We start from the raw sequence: 22660 nt of genomic DNA, 5'->3' as shown, positions 1-22660 counted from the left end.
GTCGGTCCCGTGACCAGCGAGATCACCCTCTTCGTCAACCCCACCGCGGGCCGCGGCCGGGGCGCCCGCGCGGCGCAGCCGGCCGCTTCCGCGTTGCGGGCGGCCGGCTACTCGGTACGGACCGTCCTCGGCGAGGACGCCGCCGACGCCCTGGTCCGCGCGCGTGCGGCCGTCGCATCCGGCACGGGCGCCCTGATCGCCGTGGGCGGCGACGGGATGGCGGGCCTCGCCCTGGAGGCGGTCGCGGGCACCCGCACCCCGCTGGGCCTGGTCGCGGTCGGCACCGGCAACGACTTCGCCCGCGCCCTCGGCCTGCCCGTGCGCGAGCCCGCCGCCGCGGGCCGCATGATCGCCGACGCCCTCAAGTGCGGCCGGGTCCGCGACATCGACCTCGGGCAGGCCGGCGACCGCTGGTTCGGCACGGTCCTCGCCTCCGGCTTCGACTCCCGCGTCAACGACCGCGGCAACCGCATGCGATGGCCCACCGGGCGTCTGAAGTACGACCTGGCGATGATCGCCGAACTCGCCGCGTTCCGGCCCCTCCCGTACCGGATCAGGCTCGACGACGGGGAGGTCCGCGAGGTCGAGGCGACCCTGGTCGCCGTCGGCAACGGCTCCTCGTACGGCGGCGGCATGCGGATCTGCCCCGGCGCCGACCTGACCGACGGGCTGTTCGACGTGACGGTGGTCGGCGACTGCAGCCGGGCGACGCTGCTGCGGGTGTTCCCGCGGGTGTACCGGGGGACGCACGTCGACCATCCGCAGGTGACCGTGGCGCGGGCGGCGCGGGTCGAGCTCGCCGCCGAGGCAGTCACCGGCTACGCCGACGGGGAGCCGCTCGGCGCGCTGCCGCTGGTCGCGCGCTGCGTGCGCGGGGCCGTGCGGGTCGTCGGCCCCTGAGCTGCGCGGATCCGAGGTTTCACAGAAACGGATCCGGATAATGATCGTCCTGTTGTCAGTGCGGCCCGGTACGCTCGAAAGCACGATGACAGAGGACCTCTCACCGGCCGAGCGGTACGCGGCAGCCCGTAAGCGCGCTGCCGAGCAGGCCACCGCGCTCGCCTCCTTCCGCGAGATGTACGACTTCGGCCTCGACCCCTTCCAGATCGAGTCCTGCCAGGCGCTCGAGGCGGGCAAGGGCGTGCTCGTCGCCGCGCCCACCGGCTCCGGCAAGACGATCGTCGGCGAGTTCGCCGTCCACCTCGCCCTCCAGCAGGGCAAGAAGTGCTTCTACACGACACCCATCAAGGCCCTGTCGAACCAGAAGTACGCCGACCTGTGCCGCCGGTACGGCACGGACAAGGTGGGCCTGCTGACCGGCGACAACAGCGTCAACTCCGAAGCGCCGGTGGTGGTGATGACCACCGAGGTGCTGAGGAACATGCTGTACGCCGGTTCCCAGACCCTCCTCGGCCTCGGCTACGTGGTCATGGACGAGGTGCACTACCTCTCCGACCGGTTCCGGGGTGCCGTCTGGGAAGAGGTGATCATCCATCTGCCCGAGTCGGTCACGCTGGTCTCGCTGTCGGCGACCGTGTCCAACGCCGAGGAGTTCGGCGACTGGCTGGACACGGTCCGCGGCGACACCGAGGTGATCGTCTCCGAGCACCGGCCCGTGCCGCTGTTCCAGCACGTGCTGGCCGGGCGGCGGATGTACGACCTGTTCGAGGAGGGTGAGGGCCACAAGAAGGCCGTCAACCCCGACCTCATGCGCATGGCGCGCATGGAGGCGAGCCGCCCGTCGTACCAGGACCGCCGGCGCGGCCGGTCCCTGCGCGAGGCGGACCGTGAGCGCGAGCGCCGCCAGCGGTCCCGGATCTGGACGCCGAGCCGGCCCGAGGTCATCGAACGGCTCGACGCCGAGGGGCTGCTGCCCGCCATCACCTTCATCTTCAGCCGCGCCGCCTGCGAGGCCGCCGTCCAGCAGTGCCTGTACGCGGGGCTCAGGCTCAACGACGAGGAGGCGCGCGAGAAGGTCCGCTCGCTCGTCGAGGAGCGCACGGCGTCCATCCCGAGGGAGGACCTGCACGTCCTCGGCTACTACGAGTGGCTGGAGGGCCTGGAGCGCGGCATCGCCGCCCACCACGCGGGCATGCTGCCGACCTTCAAGGAGGTCGTCGAGGAGCTGTTCGTACGCGGCCTGGTCAAGGCCGTGTTCGCGACCGAGACCCTCGCCCTCGGCATCAACATGCCCGCCCGCTCGGTGGTGCTGGAGAAGCTCGTCAAGTGGAACGGCGAACAGCACGCGGACATCACCCCGGGCGAGTTCACCCAGCTGACGGGCCGGGCGGGGCGGCGCGGCATCGACGTCGAGGGCCATGCCGTGGTGCTCTGGCAGCGCGGCATGAGCCCCGAGCACCTCGCGGGCCTGGCCGGCACGCGCACCTACCCCCTGCGCTCCAGCTTCAAGCCGTCGTACAACATGGCGGTCAACCTGGTCGAGCAGTTCGGGCGGCACCGCTCGCGCGAGCTGCTGGAGACGTCGTTCGCGCAGTTCCAGGCGGACAAGTCGGTCGTCGGCATCTCCCGCCAGGTGCAGCGCAACGAGGAGGGGCTGGAGGGCTACAAGGCCTCCATGACCTGCCACCTCGGCGACTTCGAGGAGTACGCGCGGCTGCGCCGTGAACTGAAGGACCGGGAGAACGAGATCGCCCGGCAGGGCGTGGCCCAGCGGCGCGCGGAGGCCGCCGTCGCGCTGGAGAAGCTCAAGCCCGGCGACGTCATCCACGTGCCCACCGGCAAGTACGCGGGCCTGGCGCTGGTGCTGGACCCGGGCCTGCCGGCGGGCCGTTCCAACGGCCACCGCGGCTTCGACCACCACGACGGGCCGCGACCCCTGGTGCTGACCGCCGAGCGGCAGGTGAAGCGGCTGGCGTCGATGGACTTCCCGGTGCCGGTCGAGCCGCTGGAGCGGATGCGGATCCCGAAGTCCTTCAACCCCCGCTCCCCGCAGTCCCGTCGGGACCTCGCGTCGGCGCTGCGCACCAAGGCCGGCCACATCCCGGCCGAGCGGCACCGCAAGCGGCGCTCCCAGGCGGCCGACGACCGCGAGATCGCCCGGCTGCGGACGGCCCTGCGGGCACACCCCTGCCACGGGTGCAACGACCGTGAGGACCACGCCCGCTGGGCCGAGCGCTACCACCGGCTGCTGCGGGACACCTCGCAGCTGGAGCGGCGGATCGAGGGCCGTACGAACACGATCGCCCGGACCTTCGACCGTATCGTCGCGCTGTTGACGGAGCTGGACTATCTGCGCGCCGACGAGGTCACCGAGCACGGCAAGCGGCTCGCGCGGCTGTACGGCGAGCTGGACCTGCTCGCCAGCGAGTGCCTGCGCGAGGGCGTCTGGGAGGGCCTCGGCCCGGCCGAACTGGCAGCGTGCGTCTCGGCGTTGGTGTTCGAGTCCCGGGTCGCGGACGACGCGATGGCGCCGAAGGTGCCGTCCGGCAAGGCCAAGGCCGCGCTGGGCGAGATGGTGCGGATCTGGGGGCGGCTGGACGCGCTGGAGGAGGAGTTCCGGATCACCCAGACCGAGGGCGTCGGACAGCGCGAGCCCGACCTCGGCTTCGCCTGGGCCGCGTACGAGTGGGCCTCCGGTAAGGGGCTCGACGAGGTACTGCGCGAGGCGGAGATGCCGGCGGGGGACTTCGTGCGGTGGTGCAAGCAGGTCATCGACGTGCTGGGGCAGATCGCGGCGGCGGCCCCGCAGGGATCTTCGGTGGTGAAGAACGCCCGTAAGGCCGTGGATCTGTTGCTGCGGGGTGTTGTCGCCTATTCGTCGGTGGGGTGATCGTCCGATGCGCGGGTGACCGTCGTGGGTGGTTGCTCGCGCGGTTCCCCGCGCCCCGGGAAACGCGTCGTACGGAAGCCCACTCACCCGTCACGGTGAGTGGGCTTTCGTATGCCTGTACGCCGTCACGTTACGCGTTCGAACGATGTCGCAGCGTGTGAACGACCGAGCGTACTATCCCCTCGCGTCCGGTTTCCGGCAGACGCCGAATATGACACGGCGATGATCCGGTCGGACTAAGCTCGCCCGCAGCGCACCGGCTTGAGATGAATTCGTGCGCTTGTTCCCCCATGTGTGGAAGATCCCGGCAGATTCATGACATACCCCCTGCGTGTCCCCTCGAACCTCAGTCGACTCCTGTCAGAAGGCCCCCATGGTGAGTGTCCAATCCCCTCCCGGTCGCGGTGAACTCCCCTACGCGCGCGTGCTGTTGCTCCCGGCCATAGTCATGGCCGCGGCGACCGGAGCCGCGGTCGCGCTGGTGAGCGAGCCGGCCAGGGGTGCCGTCGGCTGGTGCGGCGGCATCGCCACCGCGCTGGTGCTCGCGACGGCGGCCGAGGCGGTACGCCGCGGCCGTGCGCTGCGCCACCAGCGTGCCGAGCACGCCCGGCACAGCGCACAGCTGGAACAGCGGATCGCCGCCCACGACACCGAACTGCTCCACTTCTCGCGGGAGATGATCCCCGCCGCGCTCGACCTGCTGCGGACCGGAGAACCCCCCAGGGAGGTGATCCGCAAGCTCGGCCTCGTCGACCCCGCGTTCCGGGACCTGCCCGCCCCGCAGAGGGAGACGCTGCTGAGGGTGCTCAAGATCGTCGACTACGAAGTGACCATGCGTGACGCCGCCGCACGCTCCTTCGTCAGTGTCGCCCGCCGCGTCCAGGCGATCATCCACCAGCAGGCCGAGGAACTGCGGGAGATGGAGGAGGACCACGGCCGCAACCCGGAGGTCTTCGACGACCTCCTGCGCATCGACCACGGCAACGCGCTGATCGGCCGTCTCGCCGACTCCGTGTCCGTTCTCGGCGGCGGCCGCCCGGGCCGCCAGTGGCCCGCCCCGGTGTCCCTGTACAGCACCCTGCGCGGCGCCATGTCCCGCATCCTCGAGTACCGGCGCATCCAGCTGTCCTCCATCGCCAAGGTCAGCGTCAAGGGCATCTACGTCGAGCCGGTCATCCACGCCGCCGCCGAACTCCTCGACAACGCCACGCGCTACTCGCCGCCCCAGACCAAGGTCCACGTCACCGCCACCGAGGTGCAGACCGGTGTCTGCATCGAGATCGAGGACGGCGGTGTCAACCTCAACGAGGAGGCACGCGCCCGGATCGAGGGCATGCTGGAGGCCGCCAAGGCGGGCGTCGACCTCCAGGACATCGGCGAGCACCCGCGCCTCGGCCTGGCCGTCGTGGGCCGTCTGTGCACGGCGTACAACATGCAGGTCTCGCTGCGCGCCTCCGCGTACGGCGGCGTCCGCGCCATCCTCATCGTGCCCAGCGAGATGATCACCCACGAGCCCGGTGTCGGACTCGCCCACGGCATCGGCGCCACCGGCATCCCCATGACGGTCGGCATCCCCGAGGGCCCGAAGCGCGCGCCCAAGAGGCGACGCCCCACCAGCCCGAAGATCCCGGCCACGGTCTCCCTGGAGGACGACGACGTCCCCGAGGTCACCGAGTGGACCGCGAACGGCCTGCCGCAGCGCCGCAGCAAGGTGAAGATGCCGCTCGCCGAGCGCCTCGCCCAGCAGGCCGCCAACGAGAAGGCCGACCGGGAAGCAGCCGAGCGGGGCGAGCACAACCCCTGGGCCACCCCGGAGCCCGAGCCCAAGTCGTGGCACGACATGTCGTCCCCGGACGCCCCCGGCAAGGGCCTGGAGGCCTTCTGGGAGGGACTCAAGCAAGGCATCGAACCCGGCACCCACCCCACCGACTTCATCCGGAACCCGCACAAGTACCTGCACCTGATCAACGACCCGGCCCCCACCGAGGCCGATGACGAGGGGGATCTCAAGTGATCCAGCAGCGAGGCAACTTCGACTGGATGCTCAAGCAACTCGCCGACGGTGTCCCGGGCATCGAGATGATCGTGGTGCTCTCGGCCGACGGTCTGCGCATCGCCCGCTACGGCGGCGAGCCGGACGCCGCCGACCGGGTCGCCGCCGCCTGCGCCGGCCTGCAGTCCCTCGCGGGCAGCATCTGCCAGGAACTCACCGTGGGCGACGGCGAGATGAAGCTCGTCATGATCGAGATCGACCAGGGCTACTTCTACCTGATGGGCGCGGGCGCCAACGCCTTCCTCGCGGTGCTGTCCGACGTGCGGTGCGAACCCGGCCGGATGAGCGCCATGATGCGCGACCTCGTCGTCCGGATCGGTGGCCACCTCACCAGCCCGCCCCGGCGGAACGGGCAGATCGTATGACGCCTCCGCAACGCCAGAGGCGCGACCTCGCCCCGGAAACGGCCACGCCCCGGGAGGGCGAGGACAAACCCGGCAACCCCGAGCGGATGTACGTGGTGGCCGGTCCGGACGGCGAACGGGCCGAGCTCGACCTGGTGACGTTAATCGTGGCGCGGGCCACGGACCCGCCGCCCTCCGCCTCCCCCGAGCAGGCGGCGCTGCTCCGACTCTGCGCCGCCCCCCTGTCCGTGGCCGAGCTGTCGGCCTACCTCCACCTGCCGTTCAGCGCGATGGGCGTGCTGCTCACCGAGTTGCTGACGGCGGAACTGGTGCAGGCGCGCGCCCCGATCGTCCGTAAGGCGCGCTCCGACCGTTCCCTCCTCGAAGCGGTGATGAATGGACTTCAACGGCTCTGACACCATTCCGGGCCCCCGGGCCGAGGACCAGCTGCCCCACACGGCACAGGCCGCGGCCAAGATCGTGATCGTGGGCGGCTTCGGCGTCGGCAAGACGACCATGGTCGGCTCGGTCAGCGAGATCACACCGCTGACCACCGAGGAGACCATGACGCAGGCCGGCATCGGCGTCGACGACAACTTCGGCTCCGCGTCCAAGACGGCCACCACCGTCGCCATGGACTTCGGCCGGATCAGCATCACCGAACAGCTGGTGCTGTACCTCTTCGGCACACCCGGACAGCAGCGCTTCTGGTTCCTGTGGAACGGCCTGTTCGAGGGTGCGCTCGGCGCGGTCGTGCTGGTCGACACCCGGCGGCTGGAGGTCAGCTTCGACGTCATGGGGCGTCTGGAGGAACGCGGCGTGCCGTTCGTGGTCGCCGTCAACTCCTTCCCCGACGCCCCTCGTTACGCCATCGAGGAGCTGCGCGCCGCCCTCGACCTCACGCCGGACATCCCGATCATGGAGTGCGACGCGCGGCGGCGGGCCTCCAGCCGCGACGTCCTGATGACCCTCATGCGCTTCCTGCACTCGCTGGCCATGACGGGCTCCCGCGCCTGACCCGTGCGACCCGTTCGCACTTCCCCCCAGACACCTGAGACCACCTCAGTTTCGGAGCGATCACTGTGACGCCTGAATCCCACGCCCCGACCAGCACGGACGACCTCCCGCCCGGCCCGCCTCCCGGCTGCCCCGCGCACGGCATCGGGCCCGGGGGACTGCATCGGCTGCACGAGGCGGAGGACCTGGGAGCGCTGTACGAGCAACTGCGGGACCGGCACGGTCCCGTGGCGCCCGTGCTGCTCCACGACGACGTACCGATGTGGATCGTCCTCGGCCACGCCGAGAACCTTCACATGGTGCGCTCGCCCTCGCAGTTCTGCCGGGACAGCCGGATCTGGACCCCGCTCAAGGAGGGCCTGGTCAAACCCGACCACCCGCTGATGCCGCACATCGCCTGGCAGCCCATCGCCTCGCACGCCGAAGGCGACGAGCACAAGCGGCTGCGCGGCGCGGTCATGGGCGCCATCTCCACCATCGACTTCCGCAGCCTGCGCCGCTACATCAACCGCAGCACGCAGGTGATCGTCAACCGGTTCTGCGAGGCGGGCGAGGCGGAGCTCGTCGGCCAGTTCACCGAGCACCTGCCGATGGCGGTGATGTGCGAGATCCTCGGCATGCCCGACGAGTACAACGACCGGCTCGTCGAGGCCGCCCGCGACGCCCTCAAGGGCACCGAGACGGCGATCGCCAGCCACTCCTACGTCATGGAGGTCCTCAGCCGGCTGACCGCCACCCGCCGGGCCCAGCCGGAGGAGGACCTCGCCAGCTACCTGATCACGCACCCGGCCCGGCTGAGTGACGACGAGGTCAGGGAGCACCTGCGCCTGGTCCTCTTCGCCGCCTACGAGGCCACCACCAACCTGCTGTCCAACGTGCTGCTGACGGTGCTGATCGACCCGCGCTTCCGGGCCCAGCTCAACGGCGGCCAGATGACGGTGCCGGAGGCGGTGGAGCAGTCCCTGTGGAACGAGCCGCCGTTCAGCACGGTCTTCGCCTACTTCGCCAAGCAGGAGACAGAGCTGGGCGGGCAGCGCATCCGCCGGGGCGACGGGCTGCTGTTCGCCCCGCTGCCGGCCAACGTCGACCCGCGGGTGCGGCCGGACCTGAAGGCCAGCATGCAGGGCAACCGCTCCCACCTCGCCTTCGGCGGCGGCCCGCACGAGTGCCCGGGTCAGGACATCGGCCGTTCCATCGCCGACGTGGGCGTCGACGCACTGCTGATGCGGCTGCCCGACGTCGAACTCGACTGCGACCAGGAGGAGCTGCGCTGGACGGCGTCCATCGCCTCCCGGCACCTGGTGGAACTGCCGGTGCAGTTCGCGCCCAGGCCGCCGCAGAACGTGCAGGAGGAGCCGCACCACAAGCCGGTCGCAGCCCAGCGCTCGGACTGGCAGATCGGCATCACGCAGCCGTCGGCCACCGCACCGGTTGCTGCTTCGGCCGTACCGCAACCGGCCGCCGCCCAGCCCCAGCCGGTCGCCGCTCAGCCTCAGCCGGCCCAGGTGCTGCCCCAGCCGCAGCCGGTGACCGGGATGCCGCAGCCGGGCGTCGCAGAAGCGCCCCGCCGCAGGGGTGTGTGGCAGCGGTTCCTGAGCTGGTGGCGCGGCTACTGACCGTCCGACGGGCCGTCGTACGTGCCTGCGGCCCATCGGTCGTACGACGCCCACGCGGCGAGCGTCCGGCCGCTGCGGAAGCGGTGCTCCTCGCCCGTGACCGGGTCGGTGAACTCCAGCGAGTGCGCGAGCAGTTGCAGCGGACGACGGAAGTCACTGGCCGCTGCGGGGGCGGTCACCTCGGGGTAGAGCGGGTCGCCGAGGATCGGCACGCCCAGCGCGGTCATGTGGACGCGCAGCTGGTGCGTCTGTCCGGTGGCGGGCGTGAGCCGGTACCGGGCGAGTCCACCGGGCCGGCCCTGTTCGCCGACCCGGTCGCGGTGCTCGACGAGTTCGACGCGGCTCACGGCGTTGGACTCGCCCGGGACCTCCCGGGCCGTGAGCACGCCGCGCTCCTTGACGATCCGGCTGCGGACCGTCCGGGGCATGTCGAGGCCGGGGTCGTACGGGGCGACGGCCTCGTATCCCTTGCGGACCCGGCGGTCGCGGAACAGCGTCTGGTAGGCGCCGCGTTCGTCGGGGCGCACGGTGAACAGCACGAGCCCCGCCGTGAGCCGGTCCAAGCGGTGCGCGGCGGTGAGCGCCGGGAGGTCCAGCTCGCGGCGGAGCCTGGCCAGCGCGGTCTCGGCGACATTGCCGCCGCGCGGGGTGGTGGCCAGGAAGTGCGGTTTGTCGGCGACGACGATGTGCTCGTCCCGGTGTATGACCCGCACCGGGAAGGGCACCGGCACCTCGTCGGGCAGGTCCCGGTGGAACCACACGAACATCCCGGGGGCGTAGGGCGCGTCCGCCGCGACGGGCCGTCCGTCCGCCCCGACGATCCGGCCCGCGCCGAGCATGGCGTCCACGACTCCGGAGCCCGCTCCGGAGAGCCGCTCCACCAAGTGGTCGCGCACCGTGCCCCAGGTGCCGGCCGCGGGCAGCCGCACCCGCACCGGGTCCACGCCGTGGCGCTGCGGCAGGGGAGAGGGCGGGGTGCGCGTCTTGCGTCTCATCGCGGCCCAGCGTACGAGACCGGTGCGGCAGGGAGGAAAACCACTGGGATCACTCCGCGGGCCCTTGCCAGGATGCGGGCATGCCGTTTCTCATCAGCCCGGTCCTGACCGCCGGGGCCCTCGCGGGCCGTCCGCAACCGACGCTCCCCGCCGACGGGGGACTCGTCCTGCGCCCCTTCCGGGAGGGGGACGCGCCCGCGGTGTACGAGGTGTTCCAGGACCCGGTGATGCACCAGTGGCACGCCCGGTCGGCCGACTCCGAGGAGGAGGTCGGCGACTGGATCCGTGCGTGGCGGCAGGCGTGGATGGAGGAGCGGGAGGCGCACTGGGCGGTGGCCGACGCCGCGTCCGGTGTGCTGCTGGGCCGGGTGGCGCTGCGCGAGCTGCGGCTCGACGACGGGACGGCGGAGGTGGCGTACTGGACCGTCCCGGCGGCCCGGGGGCGGGGCGTGGCCGCCCGCGCCACCACCGCGCTCACCCACTGGGCCTTAGAGGGAACCGGCTTCCACCGCCTGGAACTGCTGCACGCCGTGCGCAACGAGGCCTCGTGCCGGGTCGCCACCCGGACGGGCTTCGCGCTGGAGGGCACCAAGCGCAGTGCGATCAAGCAGCCGGACGGATGGCACGACATGCATCTGCACGCGCGCGTACGGGAACTGACCGGGGAGTTGCACGGCGGAGCACTCCCGCGTCCGCGGCCGAGAGCCCCGGGCGCGCCGGCCGGTGTCAGGCCGCCGACACGCTCTCCTGCTCCGCCTCGATCCTGGCGTTCCACTCGCGCTTCGAGGCCTGCCAGCCGTCCTCGTCGTGGCCGCGGCGCCAGTACCCGGAGATCGAGAGGTCGTCGCGCGGGATCCCGTGCTCGACGCGGAGCAGATGGCGCAGCTGCTTGACGAAGTGCGCCTCGCCGTGGACGAAGGCGTGCACCCGGCCCTCGGGGAACTCCAGGCCCCGTACGGCCTCGACCAGCGCCTCACCGACGGGCCGGGCGCCGCGGTGCAGCCAGACGACCTCCACGTCCGAGTCGATCTTCTGCTCCTCCTCGGGGCCGGAGACCTCCACGAACGCGTACGCCCTGGCGCCGTGCGGCAACGCCTCCAGCGCACAGGCGATGGCGGGCAGCGCGCTCTCGTCCCCCACGAGCAGATGCCAGTCGGCACCCGGGTCGGGTGCGTACGCCCCACCGGGACCCATGAAGCGCACGGTCTCGCCCGGCCGCACGCGCACGGCCCAGGGACCGGCCAGGCCCTCGTCACCGTGGATGACGAAGTCCAGGGTCAGTTCGCGGTGCAGGGCGTCCCACTGGCGGACCGTGTACGTCCGGGTCACCGGCCACTGTTCGCGCGGCAGCTCATCACGGACGCGCTGCAGGTCGAAGGGTTCCGGATAGGTGACGTCCGCCGGCGCGAAGAGCAGCTTCACATAGTGGTCGGTGCACGTGCCCGCCGTGAACTCGGCGAGGCCCTCGCCGCCGAGCACCACACGCTGCATGTGCGGGGTCAGCCGCTCGGTGCGGACGACCTGCGCGGTGTGGAGCCGACGCGGCTGGCGTCCCGGTCGCTCTGCCATGAGGACCTCCCTGTCTCATATAGTTAGGGTTACCTAAGTTAGCACCTCGCGCCCACTTCACACCTCTCGAAAAACGCGGCAGTTGAACACCGAGGGCCGCCGGTCTCCTCCCGCCCGTCCTGTCACGTCACGCCGAGAGGGTCGTCAGCAGCCGCTCCAGCGACCCGCCCAGCCCCCAGCGCGCCGCCAGCGCCTCCAGTGCCGCCGGGTCGCGAGGCGTCCGCGGCAGCGCCGTGGACACGTCCGGCAGGGGCACGTCGTCCGCGACCCGGACCACCTTCGGCGCGACCGCGAGGTACGGACGCGCCTCGTCGAGCCGCCGGCGCTGCGTGGGCGTCAGTCTCGACCCGCGGTCCTCGACCGCCGCCATGATCCCGGCCAGGTCCCCGAACTCGGACAGCAGCTTGGCGGCCGTCTTCTCGCCGATGCCCGGCACGCCCGGCAGACCGTCGCTGGGGTCGCCGCGCAGCAGGGCCAGATCCGCGTACCCGCTGCCGTCGACCCCATACTTCTCACGCAGCACCGCCTCATCGGTGTGCTGCAGCGTCCCCACGCCCTTCAGCGGGTAGAGCACGCGCACGCCCCGCGCGTCGTCCACCAGCTGGTACAGGTCGCGATCGCCCGTGACGATGTCGACAGGGCCCGTCGCCCGCGCGGTGAAGGTGCCGATCACGTCGTCCGCCTCGTAGCCCGCGACGCCCACGCGGGCGATGCCCACCGCGTCCAGGACGGCCTCGATCACCGGCACCTGCGGCGACAGCGTGTCGGGCACCTCCTCCTCGTCCGGGCCGACCGCGTGCTCCTCGGCGACGCGGTGCGCCTTGTACGAGGGGATCAGCTCCACCCGCCACTGCGGCCGCCAGTCGGCGTCCATGCAGGCGACCAGGAGGTCCGGCCGGTGGTCCTTGACCAGGCGGTCGATGAAGTCGAGCAGTCCGCGCACGGCGTTCACCGGGGTGCCGTCCGGGGCCCGGACCGAGTCCGGGACGCCGAAGTAGGCGCGGAAGTACAGGGAGGCGGTGTCGAGGAGCATCAGTCGTCCGGTCACGCCACGCATCATGCCGTACCGCACCGACAGCCCCTCGGCCCAGCGCAACGCGTTGCGCACTGCGCATCTGGTGTGAAGCGCCCCACTCTTCCGTTTGGTTCCGGCGATCGAGGGGAGGCGCCGCCCCGGAGCGAGGCTGGTTGCGCACTTCAACTGTTGCGCCCTGTCCTCGCTCTGTCCTGTTGCCAAGGAAACAGAGGTCCACGTGTCAGCGACGCTGGAAGCGACGAGTCTGTACAAAGTGTTCGGCAGAAGACCGGACCGGGCCGTCGAGCGGCTGCGCGCCGGTGCCGACCGGGAGGAACTGCGGGCCGAGGGCACGACCGCCGCCGTGATCGACGCGTCCTTCACGGTGGAGCCCGGCCAGATCTTCGTCGTCATGGGCCTGTCCGGCTCCGGCAAGTCCACCCTGTTGCGCATGCTGAACGGCCTGCTCGAACCGACCGCCGGGCACGTGCGCTTCGACGGCCAGGACCTGACCACGCTCGGTGCCCGCGAACTGCGCGAGGTCCGCTCCAAGAAGATCAGCATGGTGTTCCAGCACTTCGCGCTCTTCCCGCACCGCAGCGTGCGCGAGAACGCCGCCTACGGTCTGGAAGTGCAGGGCGTGCCCCGCGCCGAGCGCGCACGCCGCGCCGACGAGGCGCTCGCCCTGTGCGGCCTGGCCGGCTGGGAGAAGTCCTGGCCCGACGAGCTGTCCGGCGGCATGCAGCAGCGCGTCGGCCTGGCCCGCGCGCTCGCCACCGACGCCGACCTGCTGCTGATGGACGAGTCCTTCAGCGCCCTGGACCCGCTGATCCGCCGCGACATGCAGGACCAGCTGCTGGAGCTCCAGCAGAAGCTCAAGAAGACGATCGTCTTCATCACCCACGACCTGAACGAGGCCATGCGCCTGGGCGACCGCATCGCCGTCATGCGCGACGGCCGTATCGTCCAGAACGGCACCGCCCAGGACATCCTGCTGCGGCCGGAGAACGACTACGTCGCCTCCTTTACCCAGGACGTCGACCGCTCCCGCGTCCTGACCGCGGGCGAGCTCATGGACCCCTCGGCCACCGGCGAGGACCCCGGCTGCCGCTGCGAGACCGCCACACCCGACACCCCCTTCAGCGAGCTGTGCGCGATCAGCGCCCGGCTCACCCACCCCGTGGCGGTCGTGGACAAGGAGGGCAAGCAGCTCGGCGTCGTCCTCCGGCAGCGCCTGGTCGGCTTCCTCGGCGATGAGCCGGACGCCACCCCGGAGCCCTGCGACTCCCCGCGGGACAAGGGCGCAGAGAAGGTGACCGCCGATGCCTAGGATTCAGCTCGGCGCCTGGGTCAACGACGCGGTCGACTGGCTCACCACCCACATGGCGTGGCTGTTCGACTTCTGCAAGACCGTCTTCCTCGGCCTCTACGACGGCATCAACACCGTCCTCCAGGCCCCCGAACCGCTGCTCCTCGCGGGCATCTTCGCCGTGATCGCCTTCTGGCTGCGCGGCACCCTCGCCGGTGTCCTCACCTTCGCCGGGTTCGCGTTCATCGACTCCCTGGAACTCTGGGAGAACGCCATGATCACCCTGGCGCTCGTCCTCGTGGCGACCGTCATCGCGCTGGTGATCTCCTTGCCCGTGGGCATCTGGGCGGCCCGCTCGGACCGCGTCAGCGGCCTGGTCCGGCCCGTGCTGGACTTCATGCAGACGCTGCCCGCGATGATCTACCTCATCCCGGCGATCCTCTTCTTCGGCACCGGGGCCCCCGCCGGTATCGTCGCCACCCTGATCTTCGCGCTCGCACCCGGCGTCCGCATGACCGAGCTGGGCATCCGGCAGGTCGACAAGGAACTGGTCGAGGCGGCCGAGGCGTTCGGCACCTCGCCCCGCAACACCCTGCTGCGCGTCCAGCTCCCGCTGGCCCTGCCCACCGTCATGGCCGGGGTGAACCAGGTCATCATGCTCGGCCTGTCCATGGCCGCGATCGCCGGCATGGTCGGCACCGGCGGCCTCGGCGGTGACGTCAACGAGGCCATCGGCCAGCTCAACGTGGGCCTCGGATCCGAGGCCGGTGTGGCGATCGTGATCCTCGCGATCTACCTCGACCGCATGACCAGCGCCCTGGGCACCCAGGTCTCCCCGCTCGGCCGCCGCGCAGCCGCCAAGCTGCGCACCGCGCAGGGCCTGAAGATCTGGTCGTACCGGCCGCGTCCCGCCGTCGCCGTGATCGGCGTCGTCGTCCTCGCGCTCACCGCGGGCGGCATGGGTGTCCTCGGCGGCACGACCGGCGGCGAGGCCGCGGCGGACGGCAGGAACGTCGGCCAGGGCAAGAAGATCAGCATCGGCTACATCCCCTGGGACGAGGGCGTCGCCTCCACCTTCCTCTGGAAGGAGATCCTGGAGCAGCGCGGCTACGAGGTCGAGGCCGAGCAGTTCGACGCGGGCCCGCTGTACACCTCCCTCGCCCAGGGCGACGTCGACTTCCAGACGGACGCCTGGCTGCCCACCACCCACGCCCAGTACTGGAAGAAGTACGGCAAGCAGCTCGACGACCTCGGCTCCTGGTACGACAAGACGTCCCTGGAGCTGTCCGTACCCGCCTATATGAAGGGCATCGACTCCCTGGCGGACCTCAAGGGCAGGGCCGCCGAGTTCGACGGCAGGATCACCGGCATCGAGTCCAGCGCCGGGGAAATGGCTCTGCTGAAGAGCAAGGTCCTCAAGGAGTACGGCCTCGACAAGGAGTACGAGGTCGTCGACAGCTCCACCCCCGCCATGCTGGCCGAGCTGAAGCGCGCCTACGACCGGAAGAAGCCGATCGTCACCACCCTCTGGTCGCCGCACTGGGCGTACAACGACTACGACCTCAAGAAGCTCAAGGACCCCGAGGGTGCCTGGGGCGAGGGCGACGGCGTGCACACCCTGTCCCGCAAGGGCTTCGCCGACGACGACCCCACCGTCGCCGGGTGGCTGAAGAACTTCACGATGAGCGAGAAGCAGCTCACCAGCCTCGAAGCCGAGATCAACAAGGCGGGCAAGGGCAGCCAGCAGGACGCCGTGCGTGCCTGGCTGAAGCAGAATCCCGGCTTCGTCGACAAGACGGCCCCGGTGAAGAACGCCGGGGGCGGTACACCCGCCGAGGCGAAGCAGCCCCTGGACGTCGCCTGGTTCCCCTGGGACGAGGACATCGCCGTCACCTACCTGTGGAAGAACGTCCTGGAGCGGCGCGGCTACCAGCTGAACCTGAAGCAGATGGACGTCGGCCCGGTCTACACCGGCCTCGCGTCGGGAGATCTCGACCTCAACTTCGACGCCTGGCTGCCCTACGCCCAGAAGAACTACTGGGACAAGAACAAGGACCGGCTGAAGGACCTCGGCACCTGGTACGAACCGACCTCCCTGGAGATCGCCGTACCGTCCTACGTGAAGGGCGTCGACTCCCTGGAGGACCTCAAGGGCAAGTCCTCCACCTTCAAGGGGAAGATCATCGGCATCGAGCCCGGCACCGGCGAGATGGACCTGCTGAAGAACAAGGTCCTGCCCGGCTACGGCCTCGGCAAGGAGTGCGAGGTCGTCGACGGCTCCACGCCCGCGATGCTCGCCGAGCTGAAGCGCGCCTACGCCAAGAAGGAGCCGATCGCCGTCACCCTCTGGTCGCCGCACTGGGCGTACAGCGACTACGAGCTGACCAAGCTGAAGGACCCGAAGAAGGCCTTCGGCGAGGGCAATACCATCCGCACCATCTCTCACACCCGGTTCCCCGACGAGTACCCGCAGCTCACGAAGTGGATCAAGAACTTCACCATGAGCGAGGAGGAGCTCGGGAGCCTGGAGAGCGAGATCAAGGACCGCGGTCAGGGCCATGAGGAGGAGGCCGTGGCCGACTGGCTCCAGCAGCGCCCCGACATGGTGGGGAGGATGACTCCGCAGTAGGGTTCCGGGGTGGGACGCGCGACACGCCGCGTCCCGCCCCGGCCCTCGCTCCACGAGCGGGATCCGGACAACCACAGAGTGCTACCCCACCCCCAGAACCCCCTCTCCCCGCCTGTTACCACAGCGGCCGGGCCACCTGCCCCGCCCGGCTCGGCGCGGATCACCTGGCGTGAAGTGTGAGGTCGCGCACCGTCCCGTATGACGGCTATGTGACGGCCGCCTGCAACGGTTTGCCGAACATGCGTAGGGTGCAGACAACTCAACAGAAGCAGTGCGCCGGGACACCGTCGCACGGGGAGCGGATCGACGGGCGAAGGAGGGAGCCGGAGCGATGGGCGACCACAAAGAGCAACCCCTTCGGGTGGGCGCGGCCGTGCGCCGGCGGCGCCGCGCGCTGGACCTCACCCTCGCCGTCGTGGCCGCGCGCAGCGGCCTGTCGGTCCCGTTCCTGAGCCAGATCGAGAACGACCGGGCGCGGCCCAGCACCAGTTCCCTGGAGAAGGTCGCCGACGCCCTGCGCACCACCGCCGTGGAGCTCCTCGCCGCGGCCGACCCCGCGTGCAGCGTGGACGTCGTCCGCGCCGACGGCACCGAACCGGAGCCGCTGCCGCGGACCCGCTCCCTGGTCCGCGGCCATCACCAGATGCACGCCTCCGAATTCACCGGCGACCATGACGCCGGCCGCGAATTCCAGTACCGCAACGACCAGTTGTTGTACGTCGCCGACGGCGCGGTGGAGATCGAGGCGGAAGGCCGCGCCTACCGCCTCGGCCGGGGCGACACGCTGTACCTGACCGGCGGCGTACGGCACCGCTGGCGGGCCGCGGATTCCGACACGCGCGTGATCGTCGTCGCCGTCGCCGAGCACATCGAGGCGGTCCGCGACCGGCCGCGGCGCCGGTGAGGGTCGTCTCGCTGGTCCCCTCGCTGACCGAGGCCGTGGCCCGCTCCGCGCCCGGCATCCTGGTCGGCGCGACCGACTGGTGCACGCATCCCGCGGACCTGGACGTCGTACGCGTCGGCGGCACCAAGAACCCGAAGACGGACCGCATCCTCTCCCTCGCGCCCGACCTGGTGATCGCCAACGAGGAGGAGAACCGGGCACCCGACCTGGCGGCCCTGCACGCGGCGGGCACCGAGGTCCTGGTGACGGAGATCCGCGACGTACCGCAGGCCTTCCGGGAGCTGGCCCGGGTGCTCGACGCCTGCGGGGTGGCGGCCCGCCCCCGCTGGCTGGACGAGGCGGAGGAGGTCTGGTCGGCCCTGCCGGAGCCCGGGACGCGGCGGACGGCCGTCGTGCCCGTCTGGCGCCGCCCGTGGATGGTCCTGGGCCGCGACACCTTCGCGGGTGACGTCCTCGCCCGCCTCGGCGTGGACCCTTTGCACGCGACGCACCCCGAGCGCTACCCGCGCGTTGCCGTGGAGGACCTGCGCGCCGCCGCGCCGGACGTCGTGGTCCTGCCGGACGAGCCGTACCGCTTCACCGCGGACGACGGCCCCGAGGCCTTCCCCGGCCTGCCCTGCGCGCTCGTCAGCGGACGGCACCTGACGTGGTACGGGCCGTCACTGGCCGAGGCACCACGGGTGCTGCGCCGGGCGCTGCGAGCAGCTCGCCCCTGAGCAGCCCGCGCACGGTGCCCGCGACGGCCGTGCCCCACGCCGCGGCCAGCACCGCGGAGAGCAGCACCGCCGCACCCGCGTAGGCGACGAGCCCCGTGTGCCGTGCCAGCGCCTCGCAGCCCGTGACACAGGTGCCGACCGGGAAGGTGAACGACCACCAGGTCATCGAGAACCGCATCCCGTTCCGCCGGGCGCGCAGCACATGGGCGGCGGCCAGGCAGAACCACAGCAGCGCGAATCCCATGACGGGCACGCCGTAGAGCACGGCGAGGGCACCGAAGCCCTCGCTGTACGGCTCCGGTACGGCACCGGGCGCGACGTCCGCGAAGGCGCCGACGGCGGTGGTGGACTGCCCGAGCGGGCCCAGCACCAGGAACAGTGTCGGGGTGAGGGCGAGGGGCAGCGGCCCGCCGGCGAGGGACCGGGCGAAGACCAGCGGCAGCATGACCAGGGTGGCGAGCAGGCTGAGCCCGAACAGCGCGAAGCAGCCGAGCAGCAGCGTCTCGCGGGCCTGACCGGGCGGCAGGTGCGGCACCAGCTGCGGCCCGACGGCGGCCGACACCATGGGCGCGACGAGCGGCAGCAGCCAGACCGGTGTGGCCTGCCCCGGCTCCACCCGGTGCCGTACGGCCATCAGGTACGGCACCGCCACGGCCGCGGCGAGCCCGACAGCCGTGCCGGCGGTGAACAGCACCGCGTCCAGCGCCACGGCGGCGCGCAGGCCGATCCAGTCCCGGCCCACGGTGAGGGCACCGCCGCCCACGGCCAGCAGGGCCATGGCGAGGCAGCCGTAGAAGGGCGCCACCGCCGGGTCGAGGAGGTGGGCCACGGCCCGGTCCCGGTGGCGGGCCCAGTGCACGGCCCGGGCGGCGAGCAGCGACAGCAGCAGCACGAGGGACAGGGTCCACACCCCGGCGAGCACGCCGCGCAGCCCCGGGACGTGCGCCGGCAGGGCGGCCCCGGCGGCGGCGACGACGGCGGTGCCCATCACGGTGGCGTACCAGTTGGGTCCGAGATCGCGGACGGAGAGCGGGTACGCGAGGGGCTGGGCTGCGGTGACCATGACTCCACGATCGTTCCGGGCGAGGTGCACCACCAGGGACCATGCCTCTATGGCGGCATAAGCTGGGCTTATGAGCAACGCGGAGGAGCGGGCCGGACAGGGGACGACCGGGTCCCTGGCGCACCGGGTGCCGGATCTGGGCGCCCTGGAACTGCTGCTGGCGGTGGCGCGGCTCGGCAGCCTCGGCGGGGCGGCCCGGGAACTGGGCATCACCCAGCCCGCGGCCAGCAGCCGGATCCGCTCGATGGAACGGCAGCTCGGCGTGGCGCTGGTCGACCGCTCGCCCCGCGGTTCCCGGCTCACGGACGCCGGGGCCCTGGTGACGGACTGGGCGCGGCGGATCGTGGAGGCGGCGGAGGCGTTCGACGCGGGGGCGCAGGCGCTGCGTGTCCGCCGCGATTCCCGGCTGCGGGTGGCGGCGAGCATGACCATCGCGGAGTACCTGCTGCCCGGCTGGCTGCTCGCGCTGCGCGCGCAACGGCCGGACACGGCGGTGTCGCTGCACGCGGGGAACTCGACCGTGGTGGCGGAGCGGCTGCTGTCGGACGAGGCGGACCTGGGATTCGTGGAGGGCCTGTCGGTGCCGGCCGGACTCGACTCGGCGGTGATCGCCCACGACCGGCTGATCGTGGTGACGTCGCCGGGGCACCCGTGGGCCCGGCGCCGGGGTGCGCTGCAGGCGTCGGAGCTGGCCGCGACGCCGCTGATCCTGCGGGAGAAGGGGTCGGGCACGCGGCAGGTCCTGGACGCGGCGCTGGGCGGTCTGGCGCGGCCACTGATCGAGTTGTCCTCGACGACGGCGGTCAAGGCGGCGGCGGTGAGCGGGGCGGGGCCGGCGGTGCTGAGCGAACTGGCGGTGGGGGAGGAACTGGCGATGCGGCGCCTGGTCCGCGTGCCGGTGGAGGGGGCCGCCCTGGCCCGGGACCTCAGAGCGGTCTGGCCGACGGGACACCGCCCCACGGGACCAGCCCGAGACCTGCTGTCGCTGACGCGGGGCTAGTGCCGCGGCAGGCAACGTTCGCCCCGTCGCGACGCCCGGCACGCCCTCTCGCCGCACCGGCCGGAAGCCCAAGTACGTCCAGTACGAGGGCTTCCCGCCGGCACTCCCCCAAGGTCTTCGGGCAGGGGGCACCCCCAGAGCACGCACCGGACGCCGCTCCTTCACGGGCGAACGTTGCCTGCCGCGGCACCAGTTCCTCGCCCCCGCCGCCCCTACCCGTCCCGTCACCAGGGGCGCTGCCCCTTCGACCCCGCCGGGGGTTGCGCCCCAGACCCGCTTCGGCCTGAACGGCGTCGTCCTCGAACGCCGGACGGGCTGAGTCTGTCGAGTCCGGCTTCCCGGCGGACTGTTTCGGGTGGTGGGTGGGCGCAGGCCGGGGGTCCAGGGGGCGGAGCCCCCTGGGGGTCAGCCCCGTGCCGCCGCCTCCACAAGGGCCCCCATCACCCGTGCGTCCTCGCCCATCTCCGGGTGCCACTGCACCCCCAGCACCCAGTTCGCCGACGGCAGTTCGACCGCCTCCACCGTGCCGTCCGCCGCGTACGCCGACGGGACCAGGCCCGTGCCCAGGCGGTCCACGGCCTGGTGGTGGTACGTCGGGACGAACGTCTCCTCCGGCACCACCTCCGCGTACAGACTCCCCGGCACCGGCTTCACCGCGTGCCCGCCGAAGACGCCCACGACCTCCGTGTGCCCCTCGATGTGCTGCAGGAGCGTCCCGCCGAGGGCGACGTTCAGCAGCTGCATGCCCCGGCAGATCCCCAGCAGCGGCAGCCCCGCGGCCAGCGCCGCCTCGATGAGCGCCAGTTCCCACGCGTCCCGCTCCGGCGCCGGCGGCCCCGTCCGCGGCTCGCGCTCGGCCCCGTACCGCACCGGCTCCACGTCCGGGCCGCCCGCGATGACCAGCCCGTCCAGCCGGGCCACGGCGGCCGCCGCGTGCCGCGGGTCGTCCGGCGGCAGCATCGCGGCCAGGCCGCCGGCCCGCTGCACCAGCCGCGGGTAGCCCACCGGCAGCAGCGCGGCCTCCAGCTCCCACACGCCCCAGCGCGCAGCGGACTCCAGGTAGGTGCTGACCCCGATCAACGGCCTGGTCACGAGAACTCCCTCACGGTCAGACGACTCAGTCCCTTGCCAACTCTGCCTCCGCGGCCGCCAGGGCCGCGAACTCCTCCTCCGGCGCCTTCGCCACCAGGTGCTTGCGGCTGTACAGGCCGAAGTAGGCGACGGCCACGGCGTACACCACGAGCGCGATCAGCGCCGCCGTCACGTCCACCAGGAACGTCGCCACGAGCGCGGCGCACGCCAGCACCAGCGCGACCGACGACGTCAGCACCCCGCCCGGCGTGCGGTACGGCCGCTCCAGCTCCGGCTCCCTGCGGCGCAGCACGATGTGCGACAGGGACATCAGCGCGTAGGAGATGGTGGCGCCGAAGACGGCGATGTTCAGCATCCGCGCGCCGTTGCCCGAGACCGCCGCCAGCAGGAAGCCGATCGTGCCGGGAACCAGCAGGCCCAGGTAGGGCGCCTTGCGGCGGCTGGTGAGCGACAGGAACCGGGGCAGGTAGCCCGCGCGGGACAGGGCGAACAGCTGGCGCGAGCCGGCGTAGATCAGGGAGAAGAACGACGCCACCAGGCCGGCGAGGCCCGCGTAGTTCACGATCCGGCTCAGGGTCGTCGCCTCGCCGTTCGGCTGGAGCGCCTCGACCAGCGGGTTGCCCGCCTCCTGGACCGCGGCGGACCCGCGCGCCCCGGCCGCCGCGAAGAACGTGACCACCGCCAGCACCACCAGGATGCCCATCGACCAGCGGATCGCCTTGGGCAGCGTACGGGCGGGGTCCTTGGTCTCCTCGGCGGCCAGCGGCACGCCCTCGACGCCGAGGAAGAACCACATGCCGAAGGGGAACGCGGCCCAGATGCCGAGCAGACCGAACGGCAGCCAGGAGTTCGCCCCCGCGGCGGAGGAGTCCACCGGGATGTCGTCCAGCGAGGCGAGGGAGAAGTCGGGCAGCGCCGCCAGCGCGAACACGATCAGGGCGGCCACGGCGATGCCGGTGACGACGAAACTGAAGCGCAGCGCCTCGCCGACTCCCCACAGGTGGATGCCGAGGAAGATCGCGAAGCAGACCAGGTACATCGGCCAGCCGGACTCCAGGCCGAACAGCCCCAGCGACTCGACGTAGTCGCCGATGAAGATGACGATGGCGGCGGGCGCGAGGACGTACTCGATCAGGATCGCCGTGCCGGTCAGGAAGCCGCCCCACGGGCCGAGCGCCCGCCGGGCGAAACCGTAGCCGCCGCCCGCCGTGGGCAGGATCGACGACAGCTCGGCGAGGGCGAAGACCATGCACGCGTACATCGCGCCCATGAGCACCATGGCGATCGCCAGGCCTCCGAAGCCGCCCTCGGCCAGGCCGAAGTTCCAGCCCGAGTAGTCGCCGGAGACGACGTAGGCGACGCCGAGACCGGTCAGCAGCACCCAGCCGGCGCTGCCGCGGCGCAGTGCTCTGCGCTCCAGATAGTCGTCGCCCTCCGGGGCGGCGGGTGTGACGGTGGGTTCCTGGGGCATGGGTGGTCTCCCGACGGGGCGGCGGCGGTCACGGGGTCGAGCGGGCTCCGAGCCAATGGAATGGAGCCATACCTTTG

The 22660-nt window shown here is 71.8% G+C and carries 18 protein-coding genes and 1 pseudogene; 13 read left to right on the top strand and 6 right to left on the bottom strand.

Going from position 1 to position 22660, the window contains the following annotated elements; all coding sequences use genetic code 11:
* Window positions 1-9 precede the first annotated feature (9 nt).
* From ACFZDI_RS32965 to ACFZDI_RS32935, 7 genes are all read left to right on the top strand, one after another.
* Window positions 10-900 (top strand): diacylglycerol kinase, encoded by an 891-nt coding sequence (locus ACFZDI_RS32965; protein ID WP_391255652.1) that lies wholly within the window; start codon window positions 10-12, stop codon window positions 898-900.
* Between the two features lie 40 nt (window positions 901-940).
* Entirely contained in the window at window positions 941-3790 is a 2850-nt protein-coding gene (locus tag ACFZDI_RS32960; protein ID WP_361117119.1) for a DEAD/DEAH box helicase, read from the top strand.
* 373 nt (window positions 3791-4163) lie between these two features.
* Window positions 4164-5804 (top strand): sensor histidine kinase KdpD, encoded by a 1641-nt coding sequence (locus tag ACFZDI_RS32955; protein WP_234848472.1) that lies wholly within the window; start codon window positions 4164-4166, stop codon window positions 5802-5804.
* Window positions 5801-6208 carry a roadblock/LC7 domain-containing protein gene (locus tag ACFZDI_RS32950; RefSeq protein WP_053673866.1) on the top strand — a complete coding sequence of 136 codons (408 nt, stop codon included), beginning with the start codon at window positions 5801-5803 and terminating at the stop codon, window positions 6206-6208. Before ACFZDI_RS32955 ends, ACFZDI_RS32950 begins: the two co-directional genes overlap by 4 nt.
* A complete protein-coding gene (locus ACFZDI_RS32945) occupies window positions 6205-6603 on the top strand; it encodes a DUF742 domain-containing protein (RefSeq protein WP_391255647.1) in 399 nt (132 codons plus the stop codon). The genes ACFZDI_RS32950 and ACFZDI_RS32945 overlap by 4 nt, the downstream gene beginning before the upstream one ends.
* Window positions 6584-7204 (top strand): ATP/GTP-binding protein, encoded by a 621-nt coding sequence (locus tag ACFZDI_RS32940; protein WP_234848474.1) that lies wholly within the window; start codon window positions 6584-6586, stop codon window positions 7202-7204. Before ACFZDI_RS32945 ends, ACFZDI_RS32940 begins: the two co-directional genes overlap by 20 nt.
* Before the next feature lie 65 nt (window positions 7205-7269).
* Window positions 7270-8820, top strand: a complete 1551-nt coding sequence (locus tag ACFZDI_RS32935) for a cytochrome P450 (protein ID WP_391255644.1) — start codon at window positions 7270-7272, stop codon at window positions 8818-8820.
* On the opposite strand, the gene ACFZDI_RS32930 is transcribed toward ACFZDI_RS32935, so the two are convergent.
* Complete coding sequence (locus ACFZDI_RS32930; protein WP_391255641.1) at window positions 8814-9815, bottom strand: pseudouridine synthase; 1002 nt, start codon at window positions 9813-9815, stop codon at window positions 8814-8816. The two genes, ACFZDI_RS32935 and ACFZDI_RS32930, sit on opposite strands and share 7 nt — an antisense overlap.
* Window positions 9816-9895: 80 nt before the next feature.
* On the opposite strand from ACFZDI_RS32930, the pseudogene ACFZDI_RS32925 reads away from it, so the two are divergent.
* Window positions 9896-10468: pseudogene (locus tag ACFZDI_RS32925) on the top strand (GNAT family N-acetyltransferase); the annotation flags it as partial.
* A gap of 73 nt (window positions 10469-10541) precedes the next feature.
* Here the strand turns inward: ACFZDI_RS32925 and ACFZDI_RS32920 are convergent.
* Complete coding sequence (locus tag ACFZDI_RS32920) at window positions 10542-11384, bottom strand: siderophore-interacting protein (protein ID WP_391255638.1); 843 nt, start codon at window positions 11382-11384, stop codon at window positions 10542-10544.
* 127 nt (window positions 11385-11511) lie between these two features.
* Window positions 11512-12441 (bottom strand): 5'-3' exonuclease, encoded by a 930-nt coding sequence (locus ACFZDI_RS32915; protein WP_234848481.1) that lies wholly within the window; start codon window positions 12439-12441, stop codon window positions 11512-11514.
* A 196-nt stretch (window positions 12442-12637) separates the two neighbouring features.
* On the opposite strand from ACFZDI_RS32915, the gene ACFZDI_RS32910 reads away from it, so the two are divergent.
* The 4 genes from ACFZDI_RS32910 (at window position 12638) to ACFZDI_RS32895 (ending at window position 17957) form a co-directional block, all read left to right on the top strand.
* Window positions 12638-13729 carry a betaine/proline/choline family ABC transporter ATP-binding protein gene (locus ACFZDI_RS32910; RefSeq protein WP_391255636.1) on the top strand — a complete coding sequence of 364 codons (1092 nt, stop codon included), beginning with the start codon at window positions 12638-12640 and terminating at the stop codon, window positions 13727-13729.
* A complete protein-coding gene (locus tag ACFZDI_RS32905) occupies window positions 13722-16337 on the top strand; it encodes a glycine betaine ABC transporter substrate-binding protein (protein WP_391255633.1) in 2616 nt (871 codons plus the stop codon). Before ACFZDI_RS32910 ends, ACFZDI_RS32905 begins: the two co-directional genes overlap by 8 nt.
* A 331-nt stretch (window positions 16338-16668) precedes the next feature.
* Window positions 16669-17241 (top strand): helix-turn-helix domain-containing protein, encoded by a 573-nt coding sequence (locus ACFZDI_RS32900; RefSeq protein WP_234850447.1) that lies wholly within the window; start codon window positions 16669-16671, stop codon window positions 17239-17241.
* A complete protein-coding gene (locus tag ACFZDI_RS32895) occupies window positions 17238-17957 on the top strand; it encodes a helical backbone metal receptor (protein ID WP_391255629.1) in 720 nt (239 codons plus the stop codon). The genes ACFZDI_RS32900 and ACFZDI_RS32895 overlap by 4 nt, the downstream gene beginning before the upstream one ends.
* On the opposite strand, the gene ACFZDI_RS32890 is transcribed toward ACFZDI_RS32895, so the two are convergent.
* The gene (locus ACFZDI_RS32890) at window positions 17869-19020 is read right to left on the bottom strand and encodes a TDT family transporter (protein ID WP_391255626.1); all 1152 of its coding nucleotides are present in this window, start codon (window positions 19018-19020) and stop codon (window positions 17869-17871) included. The two genes, ACFZDI_RS32895 and ACFZDI_RS32890, sit on opposite strands and share 89 nt — an antisense overlap.
* Window positions 19021-19090: 70 nt before the next feature.
* Here ACFZDI_RS32890 and ACFZDI_RS32885 point away from each other — a divergent pair, with 70 nt between their 5' ends.
* A complete protein-coding gene (locus ACFZDI_RS32885) occupies window positions 19091-20020 on the top strand; it encodes a LysR substrate-binding domain-containing protein (protein ID WP_391255623.1) in 930 nt (309 codons plus the stop codon).
* 405 nt (window positions 20021-20425) lie between these two features.
* Here ACFZDI_RS32885 and ACFZDI_RS32880 read toward each other — a convergent pair whose 3' ends face one another.
* Window positions 20426-21100, bottom strand: coding sequence for a gamma-glutamyl-gamma-aminobutyrate hydrolase family protein (locus ACFZDI_RS32880; protein WP_391255953.1), 675 nt, complete (start codon window positions 21098-21100; stop codon window positions 20426-20428).
* Between the two features lie 37 nt (window positions 21101-21137).
* Complete coding sequence (gene eat / locus ACFZDI_RS32875) at window positions 21138-22583, bottom strand: ethanolamine permease (RefSeq protein WP_234850443.1); 1446 nt, start codon at window positions 22581-22583, stop codon at window positions 21138-21140.
* Between the last annotated feature and the right edge of the window lie 77 nt (window positions 22584-22660).

This window comes from Streptomyces sp. NPDC007907, from assembly GCF_042959365.1.
Classification (GTDB): Bacteria; Actinomycetota; Actinomycetes; order Streptomycetales; family Streptomycetaceae; genus Streptomyces; species Streptomyces indiaensis.
The sequence above is the reverse complement of the archived record's forward strand: the minus strand, read 5'-3'. Positions and strand labels throughout refer to the sequence as shown.

Bases quoted from the DNA above. Each gene is read 5' to 3' on its own strand.
- ACFZDI_RS32960 (WP_361117119.1), top strand. From the start codon at position 941: ATGATCGTCCTGTTGTCAGTGCGGCCCGGTACGCTCGAAAGCACGATG.
- ACFZDI_RS32955 (WP_234848472.1), top strand. From the start codon at position 4,164: ATGGTGAGTGTCCAATCCCCTCCCGGTCGCGGTGAACTCCCCTACGCG.
- ACFZDI_RS32945 (WP_391255647.1), top strand. From the start codon at position 6,205: ATGACGCCTCCGCAACGCCAGAGGCGCGACCTCGCCCCGGAAACGGCC.
- ACFZDI_RS32940 (WP_234848474.1), top strand. From the start codon at position 6,584: ATGGACTTCAACGGCTCTGACACCATTCCGGGCCCCCGGGCCGAGGAC.
- ACFZDI_RS32930 (WP_391255641.1), bottom strand. From the start codon at position 9,815: ATGAGACGCAAGACGCGCACCCCGCCCTCTCCCCTGCCGCAGCGCCAC.
- ACFZDI_RS32920 (WP_391255638.1), bottom strand. From the start codon at position 11,384: ATGGCAGAGCGACCGGGACGCCAGCCGCGTCGGCTCCACACCGCGCAG.
- ACFZDI_RS32915 (WP_234848481.1), bottom strand. From the start codon at position 12,441: ATGCGTGGCGTGACCGGACGACTGATGCTCCTCGACACCGCCTCCCTG.
- ACFZDI_RS32905 (WP_391255633.1), top strand. From the start codon at position 13,722: ATGCCTAGGATTCAGCTCGGCGCCTGGGTCAACGACGCGGTCGACTGG.
- ACFZDI_RS32900 (WP_234850447.1), top strand. From the start codon at position 16,669: ATGGGCGACCACAAAGAGCAACCCCTTCGGGTGGGCGCGGCCGTGCGC.
- ACFZDI_RS32890 (WP_391255626.1), bottom strand. From the start codon at position 19,020: ATGGTCACCGCAGCCCAGCCCCTCGCGTACCCGCTCTCCGTCCGCGAT.
- ACFZDI_RS32885 (WP_391255623.1), top strand. From the start codon at position 19,091: ATGAGCAACGCGGAGGAGCGGGCCGGACAGGGGACGACCGGGTCCCTG.
- eat (WP_234850443.1), bottom strand. From the start codon at position 22,583: ATGCCCCAGGAACCCACCGTCACACCCGCCGCCCCGGAGGGCGACGAC.